Consider the following 16,015-nt stretch of genomic DNA (forward strand, 5'->3'; position numbering starts at 1 on the left):
GGATCGCCGCACCACCCAAACACCGCTTTGGCGGATCAGGTGCGAGGCGTCATCGCGTCGGCGTCCACACGACCGTCTGGCAAAGGATCGACAGGCAGCCCTTGACCCTGAGCTTGCCGTCGGCCGCCGTTGTCACCACCGCACGATAGGTCCGGCCGCTACGCGGGTCGTAGATGCGGCCGGTCCAGCCGTCGCCGTCCGCCGCCAGGTCGGTCAGGAGCGGCAGCCCGAGCAGCGGGCGGGTACGGAGCGTCGCGTCCGGGTTCTTGGCATCGACCTGCGGCCCGACGGGAGGCTTGAGGAAGCGTTCGATGCGCCCGCATATTTTGTTTCCGCAATCGGCGATTGCGACCACGGCACCGCCGTCATTGGTGATCCACCGCCCCTTGATCGGCGTCGCGGCAATGGCGGTGGCGGGCAGCATCGTGGCGAGCGCGAGTGCGGCAAATCGCTTAAGGATCGGTCGAATCATCGAAAAGGTTTGACGGAGGCGACATGAACGACAGCTGGACGATCGGCGTGATCGGGGGATCGGGGCTTTATGCGATCGACGGGTTGGACCAGGCCGAATGGCGGACGGTCGATACGCCGTGGGGAGCGCCGTCGGACCAGTTGCTGTTCGGGCGGATCGGCGACGTGCGGCTGGTGTTCCTGCCGCGCCATGGGCGTGGCCATGTCATCCCGCCGTCGGAATTGAACGTCCGCGCCAATATCGATGCACTGAAGCAGTCGGGATGCACCGACATTCTGGCAATCTCGTCCATCGGTTCCTTGCGCGAGGACTTGCCGCCCGGCCATTTCGTCGTCGTCGACCAGTTCATCGACCGTACATTTGCCCGCCCAACCAGCTTTTTCGGCACCGGCATGGTCGCGCATGTCAGCATGGCGCAGCCCGTCTGCGAGCGCCTGTCGGGCTATGCCGCAGCCGCGGTGACGGCGGCCGGCGGGGCGGTGGCCACGGGCAAGACCTATGTCGCGATGGAAGGTCCGCAATTCTCGACCCGCGCCGAAAGCCTGCTCTATCGGCAATGGGGTGCCGACGTGATCGGCATGACCGCCATGCCGGAGGCCAAGCTCGCCCGCGAGGCGGAACTGCCTTATGCGCTGATCGGGATGGTCACCGACTATGATTGCTGGCGCGACAGCGAGGCGCCGGTCGAGGTCAGCGAGGTGATCGGGCAGATGCAGCGCAACGGTGCGGTCGCGCGCGCCACCGTCGCCGCGTTCGTCAATGCCTTGCCGGCGGCCCGCGACCCTTCCCCGATCGATTCAGTGCTCGATTTTGCACTGATCACCGACCCCGCGCGATGCGACCCGACGATGCTCGCAAAACTCGACGCCGTGGCCGGCCGCGTGTTACGCACCATGGATCGGGCGCAACCCGCGTGAAAAGGGGTCTGGCGCAGCGCAACTAAAGAGGCAGCGACGCGTATCAGCCCTGGTAATCAGCAGACGGGATCACAGGTGACGCCACCGCCGAGCAGCGATGCGCTGATGCTGGATGTCCTGTTCCGGTCGCGTCGCCCGTCGCTCGACGAACATCATCGCAGCGTGGCGATCCCTCCCACCGGGTCGTGGTGGCGACGCGCGGGCGCCTTTGCCGGGCCCGGCTATCTCGTCGCGGTCGGTTATATGGACCCGGGCAATTGGGCGACCGATCTGGCCGGCGGATCGGCGTTCGGTTACACCCTTCTCTCGGTCATCCTTCTGTCCAGCCTGATGGCAATGCTGTTGCAGACGCTGTCGGCCCGGCTGGGCATCGCCGCCGGGCTGGACCTGGCGCAGGCGTGCCGCGGGCGGTTCGGGCAGAAGACCGTGATCGCCCTGTGGCTGTTGTGCGAACTCGCGATCATCGCCTGCGATTTGGCCGAAGTGTTGGGAACGGCGATCGCGCTGCAATTGCTGTTCGGCCTGCCGCTGCTCGTCGGCGTTGCGATCACCGCGTTCGATGTTTTCCTGATGCTGGCGCTGCAACGCTTCGGCTTCCGCAAGCTGGAGGCGTTTATCGCCACCTTGCTGGTCGCGATCGCCGGCTGCTTCATCTACGAACTCGTGCTGGCGCGGCCGGACGTCAGGGGAATATTGAGCGGGCTGGTGCCCAATCCGGGGATCGTCACCAACCCGGCGATGCTGTACATCGCCATCGGCATCCTGGGGGCAACGGTGATGCCGCACAATCTCTATCTCCATTCGTCGGTCGTCCAGACCCGCGCCTTCGCCACCCACGCTGCGGGCAAGCGCCAGGCGATCCGCCACGCTACGATCGACACGATAATTGCCCTCAGTCTGGCGTTGTTCATCAACGCCGCGATCCTGGTGCTGGCGGCGGCGACATTCCACGCCGCGGGGCGCAACGACGTCGCGGATATCGCGGATGCGCACCGGTTGCTGGCGCCGATGCTGGGCGCGGGCGCTGCGGGCGTCGTGTTCGCGCTGGCGCTGCTCGCCTCAGGGCAGAATTCCACCATTACCGGCACGTTGGCGGGGCAGATCGTTATGGAGGGATTCCTCGACTTGCGCCTGCCGGTGTGGGCGCGCCGGCTGGTAACCCGTCTGCTGGCGATCGTGCCTGCGGCAACCGTCATCGCGGTGGCGGGCGAACGCGCGACGACCGGCCTGCTGGTGCTCAGCCAGGTGGTGCTGAGCCTGCAACTGCCCTTTGCGGTGATCCCGCTGGTGATGTTCACTGGCGACAGGGCGCTGATGGGGCGATTTGCCAGCCCGTTCTGGCTGCGCGCGGTGGCCTGGACGGCCGCAGGGGTGATCCTGGCACTGAATATTACGCTGATCGTCGGGATCGCGACCCGCCAATAGCCCGCGGCGGAATGAAATCAGGTGAGCCGCAGTTCTGATCATCGCACAAGCCGGAAAGGACTGTCCTACATTGAACCTAAAGCGATAGATCGGCTGGTAATCCTTACCTTATTGGATGTAGCCGATGACCAATGATGCCATTGCCCCCGTCAGCGACGAAGCACCAGCGCCATCGGCGGTCCAGCCGGGTGCTCCCGATCGCTGGACAAGGCGTGCGCGACCGACCTTTCTCTATGTGATGTATGCGTTGCTGCTGTGGGCGATTCCGACTGGGCTGGTTGCCGCGGTAAGCCCGGCCACCGCACGGGCGATGGCAACCGGCATGGCGCTATACTTCAACGCCATGCCGGAGCCGCTCTATACGCTCTTCGGCACTGGTTATCTGGGCTATACGCTCGCGCGCCAATGGGGAAAGGCCAGCGGCAGCGAGCGCTGACCGCCGCGGCGTGCCGCACCGGGCTGCGTGATCTACTGGTGCTTCGTCAGGACGGCGCACGGCTTGCGAAGTAACGAATGCTCCCCACATCGCCGCAATGAGCAACGACATGGTGTGGCACGGCACCACGATATTGAGCGTGCGCAAGTCGGGCCGCGTGGTCATCGCCGGTGACGGCCAAGTCACTCAGGGCCAGACGGTGATGAAGCCAAACGCAAAGAAGGTCCGCCGGCTCGGAGCGGACGGCACTGTGATCGGCGGGTTCGCGGGTGCCACCGCGGACGCCTTTACCCTGTTCGAACGGCTGGAAACCAAGCTGGAGCGGGCCAACGGGCAGTTGCTGCGCGCCGCGGTCGAATTGGCCAAGGACTGGCGCACCGACAAGTATCTGCGCAACCTAGAGGCGATGATGATCGTCGCCGACAGCCAAGTGACGCTGATCCTGACCGGCAACGGCGACGTGCTGGAACCGGAGGCGGGGATCGCCGCGATCGGCTCGGGCGGGAACTATGCGCTCGCTGCGGCGCGTGCGCTGGTCGAGTACGAGACCGACGCCGAGACGATCTGCCGCAAGGCGATGGCGATCGCCGCCGACGTATGTGTCTATACCAACGGCCATTTAACGATCGAATCGATCGATCCCGCCGCCTGAACCTTCCGTCCGAAAGAATGTCCATGCTATATGCCAAACTCGGTCAGACCGGCCTGATCGTTTCGCGCCTCTCGCTCGGCACGATGACCTTCGCCCAGGACAAGACGAGCGCGGTCGCCAAGACTGGCCCCGCGGATGCCGAACGTATCGTAGGCCGCGCGATCGATGCCGGGATCAACTTTTTCGATACCGCCGACGTCTATTCGGGCGGCGAATCGGAGACGATGCTGGGCCAGGCGATCCGCGCGCGGCGCGACGAGGTGGTGCTCGCCACCAAGGCGGGCTGGCGCACCGGCCCTGCGCTCAACCAGTCAGGGCTGTCCGCGCAGCATCTCCACTGGTCAATCAAGCAAAGCCTGAAGCGGTTGGGCACCGACTATGTCGATGTGTACATCGCCCATCGCGACGATGCGAACACGCCGCTTGAGGAAACGCTGCAAGCGCTCGATACGATCGTCCGCCACGGCAAGGCGCGCTATATCGGCTTTTCCAACTGGTCGGCCTGGAAGGTCGCGGCGGCGCTGGAGCTGCAGCGCGCCAATGGCTGGGCGCCCTTTACGCATGGCCAGATGATGTATTCGCTGCTCGGCCGCGACATCGAGCCGGAGGTCGTGCCGATGATGCGCCGTTACGGCCTCGGGCTGACCGCGTGGAGCCCGCTCGCCAGCGGTTTTCTCAGCGGTAAATACGCGCGCGGGGCCGCCGGCGGCGCGGAAGACAGGCTGGCCGATCTCCAACAGGCCCAATTCAACGTCGAAGCCGGATTCGCGCTCGTCGACCAGTTGCGCCCGATCACCGCGACGCACGGCGCCAGCGTTGCGCAGGTGGCGATCGCGTGGCTGCTGGCGAGGGATGTGGTGTCGAGCGTGATCCTGGGCGCATCGAAGCTCGAACAGCTCGAGGAAAATCTCGGCGCGGCCGACCTTGCGCTGTCGGCGGACGAACTGGCGGTGCTTGATGCGGCGACCGCGCCAAAGCACGGCTATCCCGCTACGGTGGTCAACGTCCTTGATACGCCGATCGTCACGGCACTCGCCCGGCGGCCCGGCGAGCCACTGCAGAAAGCAAGCCCGCAGAAATGAACGACGCGCTTACTCCCAAGGCCATCGTTGCCGCGCTCGATGCGCATATCATCGGCCAGCAGGACGCCAAGCGCGCGGTCGCGGTGGCGCTGCGCAATCGCTGGCGCCGGCAGCGGCTCGGCGCCGATTTGCGCGATGAGGTCACGCCCAAGAACATCCTGATGATCGGGCCGACCGGTTGCGGCAAGACCGAGATCAGCCGGCGGCTGGCGAAGCTGGCCGATGCGCCCTTCATCAAGGTCGAGGCGACCAAGTTTACGGAGGTCGGCTATGTCGGCCGCGATGTCGAGCAGATCGCGCGCGACCTGGTCGAGGAAGCGATCCGGCTGGAGAAGGACCGCCGTCGCTCTGCGGTCAAGGACAAGGCCGAGGAAGCGGCGATGGCGCGCCTGCTCGATGCGCTGGTCGGCAAGGATTCGAGCCAGGCCACGCGCGAGAGCTTTAGGCAGCGTTTCCGGGATGGACATCTCGACCAGACCGAGATCGAGGTCGAGGTGGAAGCTCAGCCCCAGATGCCGTTCGAGATCCCCGGCGGCGGCCAGGTCGGCATGATCAACCTGGGCGAGATGATGGGCAAGGCGTTTGGCAGCGGCCAGAATTTGAAGCGGCGCAAGCTTGCCGTTCCCGCCGCCTGGACGAAGCTGGTCGAGGAGGAAGCCGATAAGCGGCTTGACCAGGACGAGGTCAGCCGCGTCGCGCTTGCAGATGCCGAGGACAACGGCATTGTCTTCCTCGACGAAATTGACAAGATCGCGGTCAGCGACGTGCGCGGCGGATCGGTCAGCCGCGAGGGCGTACAGCGTGACCTGCTGCCGCTGATCGAGGGGACCACGGTCGCGACAAAATACGGCCCGATGAAGACCGACCACATCCTGTTCATCGCCAGCGGCGCGTTCCATGTCGCCAAGCCCAGCGACCTGTTACCCGAACTTCAGGGCCGCCTGCCCATTAGGGTCGAGTTGAAGGGCCTGACCGAGGACGATTTCGTCGCGATCCTGTCCGATACCAAGGCATCGTTGCCCGAACAATATGGTGCACTGATCGGGACCGAGGGCGTGACTATCCATTTCACCGACGACGGTATCCGCGCAGTCGCGCGGATCGCCGCCGAAGTGAACAATGCGGTCGAGAATATCGGCGCGCGCCGGCTGCAGACGGTCATGGAGAAATTGCTCGAGGACGTCAGCTTCAATGCCGAGGATCGTGCGAGATCAACGCTGACGGTCGACGCCGCCTATGTCGACCAACAACTGGCGAGCATCGCCCGCAACACCGACCTCAGCCGCTTCGTGCTCTGACCGGCAGCGGCGCCGGGCCCGCAAAAGTCAGCCAGCCACCTCCTTGAGCAGCTTCTGTATATCCAGGGCAGGTGCGAAACTGAACCCTGCGTCGTCGTCCGCTACCCACCGGACATGGCCCGACAACGGCGATGGCGACGTGCCCAGCGTGAGTTGCGCTGGCCGGTTGGACGGGACACCGGTCATGCCGCGCAGCCGGACGCCGCCCACGCTGATATTGGCCACCTCGACGCGCAACCGTTTGCGGTCGATGCATAACTCGGCCTTGCGATTGATCGTGAAGCGCGGCCCCCGCGCGGTAATCCCCATGGCGTCCCGGCCGCGTTTGCACATCCGATCGATGTCCTGCGGCACGCTGAATGCCAGTCCGGCATGATGGTCGAGCCGCCAGACCACGCACGCGGCGCATGGGTTGAGTCCCAGCATCTCGACGATGACATAGCAGCCCGTGCCGGGTGGATCGGGCATCTCGATCTTGAGCCCGCTGTCGGAGATATCGCGGACCATGCAGATATGCTCTTGGCCGCCCGACACGATCTTGCCCAGCGCCAGTACGCTCTTGTTGCGTGCTTCTTCCCGCCGTTCGGCGAAATGGGTTTCAACACGGGTGGCCATGATCCCTTCCTCTTTTGGTCATTTGATCTTCACGCGGTAGCGAAGCTGGAACGAGCCGGTGGTGCTGAAGGTCGTGACCGGCTTCACCCGGATTGCCCGGACGTTTGCATCGTACCCATCGGCATCGGGCACCGGCACGTATGACCAGGTCGTCCCGTCGGTCGAAAATTCAATGCAATCGGTAATGCTCGATAGCGAGGTGAAGCCGCAGGTCAGCCCGCTGCTGCCCAATCCCAAGCCAAGCAGGTTGCCATCGACGAACTCGACGGGCCCCATGCCGGGTCCGGCAAGGTCGGTGACACGCAGGATGACATTGGCCGGAAGCACGTCCACCACCACGATTGCGCGGACCGGCTGGGCGGCGTTGGCCAGCGGATTGGTGAACAGCACCTTGTAATCGGCCACCGCTCCCGGCAGCGACTTGGGTGCCGCCGAGCCGACCGGATCCGATATGACGGCCACGGTCTTGGTCACGACGAGGTCCGCCGCCACCGCCGCCCGCGGCTGGAGCATTGCCGCGATCGCGCAGATCAGGATCGCGCGCTTCATCGTCCGCCTCCGAAGATCGCCCGCGTGGCGCCGCCAAGCGAGAGCTGGTCGAACTTCAACCGCAGCGTGACGTACGGGCCCGCGCGCGTATAGCGATCGTCGTCGAAATCGCGATCGCGATACCCCGACACGTTATAACCCGCGGTCAGCCACAGGTTCTTCGCGGGCGCCGTGCCGACCGAGGGACCGACGCTGAATGCGAACGCGCCGCGGCTCCACGCATGCTGGACGGTCCCCTGTACACCGAGATCGAAGCGCCGCCCGACATCCTTGCGCAACTCGAATCCGACCGCGTCGACATAGCCTTGATAATCGTCCGGGCCGAAGCTGCCGCGGACCCATTTCGCGCCATAATAGACGGTCGCCTGGAAGCCATGGCCATCGCCCTCGCCGCCGGTGCGGTAATTGATCGCAAGGTTGTTGATCACCCGCAGCGTCGCCTGGAAACCGTTGCCGTACGCAGAAACTCCGAGGATGTTGCTGCCGGTGAACCCCGTGTCGGCACTCTCGCGGCGCAGTTGCAAGCGTTCCAGTACTGACCAGCGGCTGTCGGGCGGACGAACCGCCAGCGCCATATCGGCGGCCAGCGAGGCGGCCTTGGCACCCTTTTTGTCGATCAGGTCGTAATATCTGATGCTGGCTGCAAGCGTCCGGCCCTGGCCGAGAGAACGCAGCGCATCGCTGGTGATCCCCCAGCGGGTGTTGGCGTCCGAGCGGCGATATTCGACACGCCCGTTCCACGACCAGCGATCGGCACGATAGCCGGCGGCGGTGGTTAGGGCTGTGTAGTTGCCGTTCAGGTAATTGCCGAGGGACGCGCCCGTCGCGGTGGTGGCAAATGCGTCGATAAACGCGCCCGCGGGGACGGTGCCGCGCATTGTGGTGCTGGCGTCAAGCGTGAAGTCGATCGTCCAGCGCCTGCCGAGCGGCAGCGACTGGCTCATGCCGTATTCGGCATAGGTGCGCTGGCCGTCTTCACCGATCGCCTGCCGGTTCATCGTCGCCATCAGCTTGGCGCCGGTCCAGGGCGCGACGTCGAAGCCGACCCGCGCGGTGCGCGCCGTGAAATCCTTGCCCTGCGCTATCTCGTACCCGCCGAGCAGGCGGATGCCATCCCGGACGCGCCAGGCCGCCATCAGCTGCTGGCGCGTCGGGAAGTCCACGCTGGCCTTGTCGCCGCCCGGCGCGACCTGCACCTGGCCCGACAGGGTCAAATTGCCCTTGAACAATGCCTGACTGCCGCCGATCGTCAGCAGGCGCGAGCCGCGCGGCTGGCCGTCAATTCCCTGGTCGTCGGCGAACTGACCGCCGATGAACACGGTCCCGCTCGGGCGGCGATATTCCAGGCGGACGTCGGCGGCGGTGCGCGAGCCGGGGCCGTCGAGCTGGCGCGAATTCCACGCCGTCAGGGTCATCGCCAATCTGTCGGTCAGCGCGGCGCGCGCGTCGATCCCGAACTTGCGCGTTCCCGCCTCGACCAGGTTCTGCTGGCCCAGCCCGAACGTCGTGTCCTGGCTGCGCGCATAGGCGATCAGGTCGATGCGCCGGTCGTGATGCTCGACTTCGGCCAGCCAGGCGCGGCCGGTGCCGAGGCCGAACTTGCCGCCGGTCGCCACCTCGCCGCGCAGCTCGGTGGTCGGGGTCGGCTTCACGCGGAGGTCGAGGCCCGCCACGGTGGCCTTGCCGACGCTCTCGTCGCGCAGCACGCTGGCGCCGAGCTGGGCCTTGCCGCCGGCGATCCTGACCGCGGCGCGCGCGCCGGCGACCAGTCGCCGGTCGGCGCCATAGGTTTCGTAATCGGCGACGATGAAGGTCGGGTTGAGATCGGCGTCGCGCCCCAGCACCGGCTCGCGAAAACGGATCGTGCCGGCGACCGGATCGATGTCATAGTCGACGTGTCGCGTCAGCTGGGTCGACGACAGGACGAGCTCGGGACGCAGGCGATCGCGCACCTCGATCCTGATCTTGTCGCTGTTGGGGACGATGTCGCGGCCGGTCAGCCGGTACGGCCCGGACAGGCCGTTACCCTGGATCTCGTCGCGCGCGAAGAGCTGGTCGGTGTTCGCGGCGAACGCGGTAAAGCCGACCCGGTTGCCCTGATATTCGGCCTTCACCCCGTTCAGCGTGCGGCTGTAGCGGGTCAGCTGGCTGTCGGTCAGCCCGGTCTCGAAATCGCCGAACAGCGCGTAGAAGTCGCGGCGTTCGAGCCGCAGGTAGAGCTTGCGATCGGTCGGCGCGTCATAGCTCTGCCGCGAGCCGTCGCCATAGACGGTATAATAACGGTCGGGGTCGATCGTGCCGAGCAACCCGCGCGTGCGATCCAGCTTGCGGTCGCTGTCATAGGCGATGGTCAGCAGCCACGATCCCTTGACGCGCCCCTTTGCGTAGAAGGCGAGCTGGCCGTCGGTGACGACGCCGCCCTTGACGCCGCGGGGCAACGCCGAACTGCGCGTCTTGAGCGTGTCATAGCCGACCGTGCCCGCGCCGAACCCGACGACGATCCAGTCGCGCCCCGCGCCCGACAGCCAGGCGCGGACCTCGCTGGTACGCGAGATCTTCTCGTCGGCGAGCGTGACGACGACGTGGACGTTCCCCGCCTGGGTGGTCGGCTGCAGCGCGATGAAGGCCATGCCGTCATCGCCGACGACCCGCGCCGTGGTCTGTGCACGATCGCGACCGGCGAGCTGGTTGCCCTGTTCGAGCTCGGCGTCGATCGCCGCCGAATAAGGCTGGTCGACGTGGAACGGGACGAGCGTGCCGGCGCGCACCGGACGGCCGTCGCGGTCGGTCACCCGCACCGCGACAAGCGGGCGCGCAAGCCCGTCGGCGATCAGCCGGCTCATCCCGGGCACGATCGTCGCGCGGGTGCCGATGCTCGACGAATGGACCAGGCGGGTCAGCACGGTGACCGTTGCGCCGTTCGCGTCCAAGACGCGCGCTTCGATGCGGTTGTCGCCCTCGTTTAGCGCGATCCCGGTCCAGCGCGACAGCGCGATCGTCTTTGCGTCGTTGACATCGATCGCATCGAAGGTGATCGGATCGACCGGGGCGCCGTTGACGAACAGCGCGACGCGCTGCCCGGGCCGGTGCTGGACGACGATCCGCGTCACCGGCGCGCGCGGATTATAGTCGGCGGTCGGAAACAGCAGCGCGATACCGGGCTCCCGGCCGGCGAACCAGTCCCGGTCGCCTGCCGCCTCTGCGTCGCTCACCGGGGTAATCGGCAAGGCAGTCGCGGTTGCCGGGGCCTTGCCCGTCGCGCGCAACTGGAAGTCGACCCGCTTGAGCAGGCCGCCATCGGCCTCGACAAAGCGCGAGATCGCGCTGCCTGCGCTACGTGTGTCGCTGTCGCAGGCGACCGGCTCGTACGAGGCGGGGATGCTGCCGGTATCGAGCTGGACGATATGACGGCCGGGGCGAATGCCCTCGACATGATAATAGCCGTCCTTGTCCGTCACGACGAAGGTGCCGTCCTCAAGCACCAGGCGGATGCCGGCGACTCCCTTGCGCCCGCGGCTGGGATCGCCGCAGCCCCCTTCGGTAACGCGGCCGATCAGCGTGAAGCCGTCGGTGAACAGCAGCGAGGTGATGCGCACCGACGCTGCCGCCTCGTTGCTGGTCACGCCACCGCCACCGGAGGCAAGCACGCGGTTGACCGCTTCGCCGGTCGGCGCTCCCGGCTTGACCGAAACGACATAGGTGAGGTCGAAAGCGCTGCCGGCGGCGATCGAGGGAAGCGAGAAATCGAGGTTGCGGCCGTCGGTCGACACCGTGGGCTCGGGCGCGCCCCGCGTCGAGCCGCGCTCGAAGCGCAACCCCACCGGCAGGATGTCGGTGAGGTGGACGTTGGCCGCCGTGCCGCCGCCGCGGTTGGTCAGCGTGACGCGGTATTGGACGAAATCGCCCGGCGATGCCTCGCGCACCGAGGCGACCTTGGTCAGCAGCAGCGACGTGTCGCCGGCGCGGTCGAGCGGCACGTCGGTATAGAAGGGATCGGTTTGCGACAGCGTAAAGCTGCCGCCGAACGACGCTCCGGTGATCAGGAAGGGCTTGCCTGTCGGATCCTTCAGCCGGGCGAGATCGGCCTCCGACCGGGTCGAGGGCGCGGTGTAATTGGGCGGCGGCTCGATGCGCAGGTGATATCGCCCGGCCGCGACCTGGGGGAACCGATAATTTCCTTGCGGAAGCAGATACGTACGGCCGCTGGCATCGGTTACGCCGCCGCCGCTGACGACGCTTGCCGGATAGCGGCTGATCCCGTCGTCGCCGAACACCACGGCCGGCTGGCCATTATTGTCAAGCAGCGTGATCCGCGCGCCGTTGACCAGCGCGCCGGTTTGCGAGTCGAAGATGAAACCGGCGGGATCGACCAGCATCACAGCCTCCGAGGCCAGGCTGTAATCGTCCTCGGCAAAGCTCAGCCGGAGCTGGTCGCCGCGCAGCAGGGCCGGATCGCAGGCGGCAAGCGCAGAATCGGCGCCGCTCTCGGGCAAGCCGCCGGCGAACACCCCGGTGTCGGGACCGGTTTCGAGCAGCGGCACGCGGATCGACGAACTTTCGACCGACACCGTGATAAAGGATGTTTCGCGAACCGCGGGATCGCGGTTGCCGCCCGGATTATCGAGCACGAGGATGATCGGTTGATTGCCGTCAAGCGCGCGGAGCGGCGGTGCCCGGGCCAGCGTGGCGGCGTCGATCGGCGACGGCGTGAACTGGCCTCCCGACGTCGCCCGGCAGCTCATGCCCGACAGTTCGTAGCCGACCGGCAGCAGGCGGAAGCTGAGCCGCGTCGGCAGCTTGACGCGATTGACGTCGAGCGTGACGGTATTCGAGGAAATCGTCCGGCGGCCGCCTGACGCGTCGAAGCCGAGCGTGGCCGTATTCGCAACCCGCACGTCATCGGCCGCCGCGGGGGCGACGGTCATCAGTCCGATCAGGGCGACCAGGAGCGCGAGGGGACGGAAAAAGGACATAGCGGGTCGCTGTCCGGCGCGCGGGGGCTGCCGCGCGCCGGAGCAAATGCTCCTTTCGAATGAGGGGAATGACCGTTAGTTGATTGTCACCCGGAAGGAGACCGCGGTGCTCGCCCCACCGGCCAGCGTGCCGATCGTGGCGGTAACCGTCTTGGTCGCGGCGTTGAACGACGTCGCGTCATCCTGCGGCGCACCGGCCAGCGTACAGGTGCCGCCCGGCAGGCCGATTGCGATCGATCCCGCCACATAGGTGGTATTGGCGGGGATCACGTCGGTCAGCGTGACGCCGGTGGCCGGCGTCAGCAGCGTCGCATTGTTGGCCAGGAGGCAATATTGGACCACCGCGCCCGGCAGCGCCTTTGGATTGATCGTATTGACGCCGTCCGACAGCACCAGCGCGGTCTTGGTGACGGTCAGCGCGACATTGTGCGTCGCGACCTCGAACGCGCCATAGGCGCGGCCCTGGCCGTTGCGGGCGACGTCGGCGCCGATATTGTCGTCGTCGTCGTCGGCGAACACCACGTCGACGACATTGTCGGCGTTGCCGAGGTTGAGGTCGGTCGGAACCAGCGCCGCGCCCTGCGTGCCCGCCTGACCGCCGGCCGCGACCGTCACGTGCAGGCTGACATTGGCCTGGGTCGCCGAAGCGGTGGTGGGGACATTGCCGACCAGGAACACCTCGACCGACGCATTGGGTGCCAGTTCGTCGACGAACTGCGCGGTATCGACACCCGGATCATAGACGCCGTTGCCGTTCGCATCGACATAGGCCCTGAGATTGAGCATGTCGAAATTGTCGGTGCCCGGAATCAGCCCGGTCGCGATCGTCGCCTGATCCGGGTCGAGCAGGAAATCCTGCGTCCCGTTGGTCGTGTTGGTCACCTTGAACGCCATCACCGCGCCGGTCTGGCCCAGATTGACCTGGGTGTTGCCGGGTTGGTCGCGGATCACCGTGAAATTGACCTTGCGGTCGACCACGAAGCTCGCGGTCGTCGAATTGGTCGTCTGCGGCGTGCCGTTGACGGTATAGCTCACCGCCGCGGTATTGTTGATGGTGGTGCCCGCGGTCGTGCCAGCTGTCTGGGCATGCGCGGTGCCGATGCTTGCGACTGCGGCCGTTCCCGACAGCAGCAGCAATCTTACCCTGTTCCCGATCATTACTGTTACTCCTGAACCAAAAGAGAGAGGGGGTGCCAAGTGCGGGGGATCCGCACGATCACTTCAGGACGGCCTGAAATGCCAACTGGCCCTGCGCGCCGGCCGCCAGGGGGCCTGCAAGGCGCCACCGCACGTTGGTGACATCGTCGGGGCTCGCCGCGCGCAGGGCGCCGGCAACGGTGCGAACGCGAAGGGCGGCGAGCGCGCCATAGGTCTTGCCGTCGACCGAAACGTCGGGCGCGGGCGAATTGGCGGCGGGGCCGCGATAGGCGATCCCGCGGGGCACCGGATTGTCCAGCACCAGGCCGCTGATCGGCTGGCGCCCGGTGTTGCGATAGGCCAGCACGAAAATGACGCGATCGCCGGGAACGACCTTTTTCGCCGGACCGAGGATCACGCTGGTGCTGCCGTCGGCGGCGCGGACGCGTTGCTCGGCCATGACCTTCGACACGACCTGCAACGGACCCGCCGCCATCGCCGCGGTCGAGACCGCCGCCGTGGCGAGCGCGGCGGCGCAGACAGACTTTATCATGGATGCACTCCTCATTGGATCTTGACGCTGAACTGGATGATGCGGGTCGATGCCGCGGCGGCATCGCCGAGCGCGACGTGAATGCCGGCCGGATCGATCGTGCCGGCATCGGTGTCTCGCGCGTCGCTGAGCGGCTGGTCGTCGAGGGACAGGCTGCCGGCGACATAATCGGTCCCCGCCGGGATCGGATCGTCGACCGCCACGCCGCGCGTCGCGGTCGGAAAGCTGGCGACCAGACGATAGGTCACGATGGCCCCGCGGACCGCGCGGCCATTGCCGTCGGGCGACACCACGCTCTGCGACTTGACCAGGCCGGGCTGGCCGGTCGCCGGGGTCAGCAACGTCGCCGCGCCGGCCGCGGCACCCGTCCCACCGACGACCGCATCGCCGCCGCCGTCGCCGGCGCCCGCAAAGACGGTGCCGGGCGCGCCGCTGCCGGTCGTGGCCGCGACCGCCGCCGAAATCCGTGTCGTTGTGGTCACCTGCGCGCCATCGACGATCACGAAGATACGCGTCTGCTGCCCCGGGGCGAGGGTCAACGCGGCGCCGGCGGCGATCGCCTGATCGCGGCTCGCATCATAGACGCCGTCATTGTCGGTATCGACGGCAATGCGGGTAATCGCGACATTGGCCTGGTCGCTGGCGACGGTCAGCGCAAAATCCTCGGCACCGTTGCCGGTATTGGTCACGACAAAGCCCACCGCCACAATAGCGCCGGGCGCAACCGCCATCTGCGCGCGCTCGGCGGCGATCGTGACGTCGAGGACCTCCGCGGCGGTAAGCGACACCGTATTCGACGGCACCGAGCGCGGCTGGCCGTTGTCCGACCAGCTCAGCGTCGCGATATTGGCTATGCTGGCGCCCGCCCGCGTGGCTGCGAACGCCGCGCCGGCGGGGGCAAGGGCATACAGGCACAGCGCCGCCGAGGCCAAGTATCTGGCCCTGCCTTCATCCGCTCCTGTCACCCGCATCGGTCTGCGCAAGTTCATGGGCAAAGCGAGCACGCTTGATCAGGTTAAGCGGTCATTACCTCGATCGGCGGTGCCTCGCGGATTGCGACCAAAGTCTAATGCCGGGATGATTTCCGGAGCAATGCCCAAGGCTCCAGCCCGGGTGCGACAAGGACGAGCCGCGCCGAGTCGCGGGCGGCTCAGCCGCGGTTCGCCGGGCTCCAGTCGCGGTCGATACAGGCGAGGGCGATGCGGGCATCGTGGCGGGCATCGTCGCAGGCGGACTCGTCCCCTTCGGACAAGCGCAGCCAGCTTGCGCTGACCTCGGCGAAACCGAGCGTCCCAGCCACGCCCGCCAGGCGATGCGCCAACGCATTGGCCGCACCGGCATCGAGCGCGCCCAGCGCTTCGGCCAGCTGATCGCGAAACCGCAAGACCAGCCGCGTCATCTCGTCCCTGCCGAACACGTCGATCAGTCGGTGGACGCCGGCCAGCCCGCCATCAGGGCGCCAGGGCGCGACCGCGGCAATCAATGAATCGGCAGTGGACGGCTTGGGCAAACGCCCGTTCATCCCACGCGCCAGTATCTCCGCATCGGTCAGCCGCATCGTCGTATAAGCGAGGATCGGCACGTTACTCAGCGGCGGTCCGGCGGCGCGGATGGCGGCGGTGGCCGACCAGCCGTCGAGCGAGAGCATGTCGATGTCCATGATGATCAGGTCGGGTGAGGCGCGGGTCGCCACGGCCATCACCGCGGCACCATCCTCGACTTCGACGACGTCCCATTGCGCGGCGGACAGGACATTGGCGACAAAGACGCGGTTCGCAGGCTCGTCATCCACGACCATAACTATGGGATTTCGCAAGGTTAGCAATCCGTTCCGCACCGAAATGGCCCTAAATTGATTGGACATGCCACGGGGAAGCGACAGGTTCTTAAACCAGGTGAGGACATG

The 16,015-nt window shown here is 66.6% G+C and carries 14 protein-coding genes; 6 read left to right on the forward strand and 8 right to left on the reverse strand.

Annotation, left to right across the window (positions count from 1 at the left end; translation table 11 throughout):
- Positions 1–49: 49 nt before the first annotated feature.
- Positions 50–424, reverse strand: a complete 375-nt coding sequence (locus ACFE7K_RS04190) for a DUF2147 domain-containing protein (RefSeq protein ID WP_375396908.1) — start codon at positions 422–424, stop codon at positions 50–52.
- 71 nt (positions 425–495) lie between these two features.
- Between ACFE7K_RS04190 and mtnP the strand changes: the two genes are divergently transcribed.
- The 6 genes from mtnP to hslU all read left to right on the forward strand — a co-directional run bounded on the left by mtnP (position 496) and on the right by hslU (position 6,282).
- Positions 496–1,389, forward strand: a complete 894-nt coding sequence (gene mtnP, locus ACFE7K_RS04195) for an S-methyl-5'-thioadenosine phosphorylase (protein ID WP_375396909.1) — start codon at positions 496–498, stop codon at positions 1,387–1,389.
- 75 nt (positions 1,390–1,464) lie between these two features.
- On the forward strand, positions 1,465–2,814 hold the full coding sequence (locus ACFE7K_RS04200) for an Nramp family divalent metal transporter (protein ID WP_375396910.1): 1,350 nt from the start codon (positions 1,465–1,467) through the stop codon (positions 2,812–2,814).
- Between the two features lie 124 nt (positions 2,815–2,938).
- On the forward strand, positions 2,939–3,250 hold the full coding sequence (locus ACFE7K_RS04205) for a 3TM-type holin (protein ID WP_375396911.1): 312 nt from the start codon (positions 2,939–2,941) through the stop codon (positions 3,248–3,250).
- 97 nt (positions 3,251–3,347) lie between these two features.
- Entirely contained in the window at positions 3,348–3,902 is a 555-nt protein-coding gene (gene hslV, locus ACFE7K_RS04210) for an ATP-dependent protease subunit HslV (protein WP_375396912.1), read from the forward strand.
- Between the two features lie 23 nt (positions 3,903–3,925).
- Positions 3,926–4,984, forward strand: coding sequence for an aldo/keto reductase (locus ACFE7K_RS04215; protein WP_375396913.1), 1,059 nt, complete (start codon positions 3,926–3,928; stop codon positions 4,982–4,984).
- On the forward strand, positions 4,981–6,282 hold the full coding sequence (hslU, locus tag ACFE7K_RS04220; RefSeq protein WP_375396914.1) for an ATP-dependent protease ATPase subunit HslU: 1,302 nt from the start codon (positions 4,981–4,983) through the stop codon (positions 6,280–6,282). The genes ACFE7K_RS04215 and hslU overlap by 4 nt, the downstream gene beginning before the upstream one ends.
- Positions 6,283–6,309: 27 nt before the next feature.
- Here the strand turns inward: hslU and ACFE7K_RS04225 are convergent, their stop codons facing one another.
- The 7 genes from ACFE7K_RS04225 to ACFE7K_RS04255 form a co-directional block, all read right to left on the reverse strand.
- On the reverse strand, positions 6,310–6,897 hold the full coding sequence (locus tag ACFE7K_RS04225) for a PilZ domain-containing protein (RefSeq protein ID WP_375396915.1): 588 nt from the start codon (positions 6,895–6,897) through the stop codon (positions 6,310–6,312).
- An 18-nt stretch (positions 6,898–6,915) separates the two neighbouring features.
- Positions 6,916–7,446 (reverse strand): hypothetical protein, encoded by a 531-nt coding sequence (locus ACFE7K_RS04230; RefSeq protein WP_375396916.1) that lies wholly within the window; start codon positions 7,444–7,446, stop codon positions 6,916–6,918.
- On the reverse strand, positions 7,443–12,371 hold the full coding sequence (locus ACFE7K_RS04235) for a hypothetical protein (RefSeq protein WP_375396917.1): 4,929 nt from the start codon (positions 12,369–12,371) through the stop codon (positions 7,443–7,445). Before ACFE7K_RS04235 ends, ACFE7K_RS04230 begins: the two co-directional genes overlap by 4 nt.
- Before the next feature lie 123 nt (positions 12,372–12,494).
- Positions 12,495–13,577, reverse strand: a complete 1,083-nt coding sequence (locus ACFE7K_RS04240; protein ID WP_375396918.1) for a hypothetical protein — start codon at positions 13,575–13,577, stop codon at positions 12,495–12,497.
- Between the two features lie 58 nt (positions 13,578–13,635).
- Positions 13,636–14,109, reverse strand: a complete 474-nt coding sequence (locus tag ACFE7K_RS04245) for a hypothetical protein (protein WP_375396919.1) — start codon at positions 14,107–14,109, stop codon at positions 13,636–13,638.
- 11 nt (positions 14,110–14,120) lie between these two features.
- Positions 14,121–15,098 carry a hypothetical protein gene (locus ACFE7K_RS04250; protein ID WP_375396920.1) on the reverse strand — a complete coding sequence of 326 codons (978 nt, stop codon included), beginning with the start codon at positions 15,096–15,098 and terminating at the stop codon, positions 14,121–14,123.
- 161 nt (positions 15,099–15,259) lie between these two features.
- Positions 15,260–15,907, reverse strand: a complete 648-nt coding sequence (locus ACFE7K_RS04255; protein WP_375396921.1) for a response regulator — start codon at positions 15,905–15,907, stop codon at positions 15,260–15,262.
- Positions 15,908–16,015 lie beyond the last annotated feature (108 nt).

The organism is uncultured Sphingomonas sp., assembly GCF_964244265.1.
In the GTDB taxonomy this organism is placed as follows: domain Bacteria; phylum Pseudomonadota; class Alphaproteobacteria; order Sphingomonadales; family Sphingomonadaceae; genus Sphingomonas.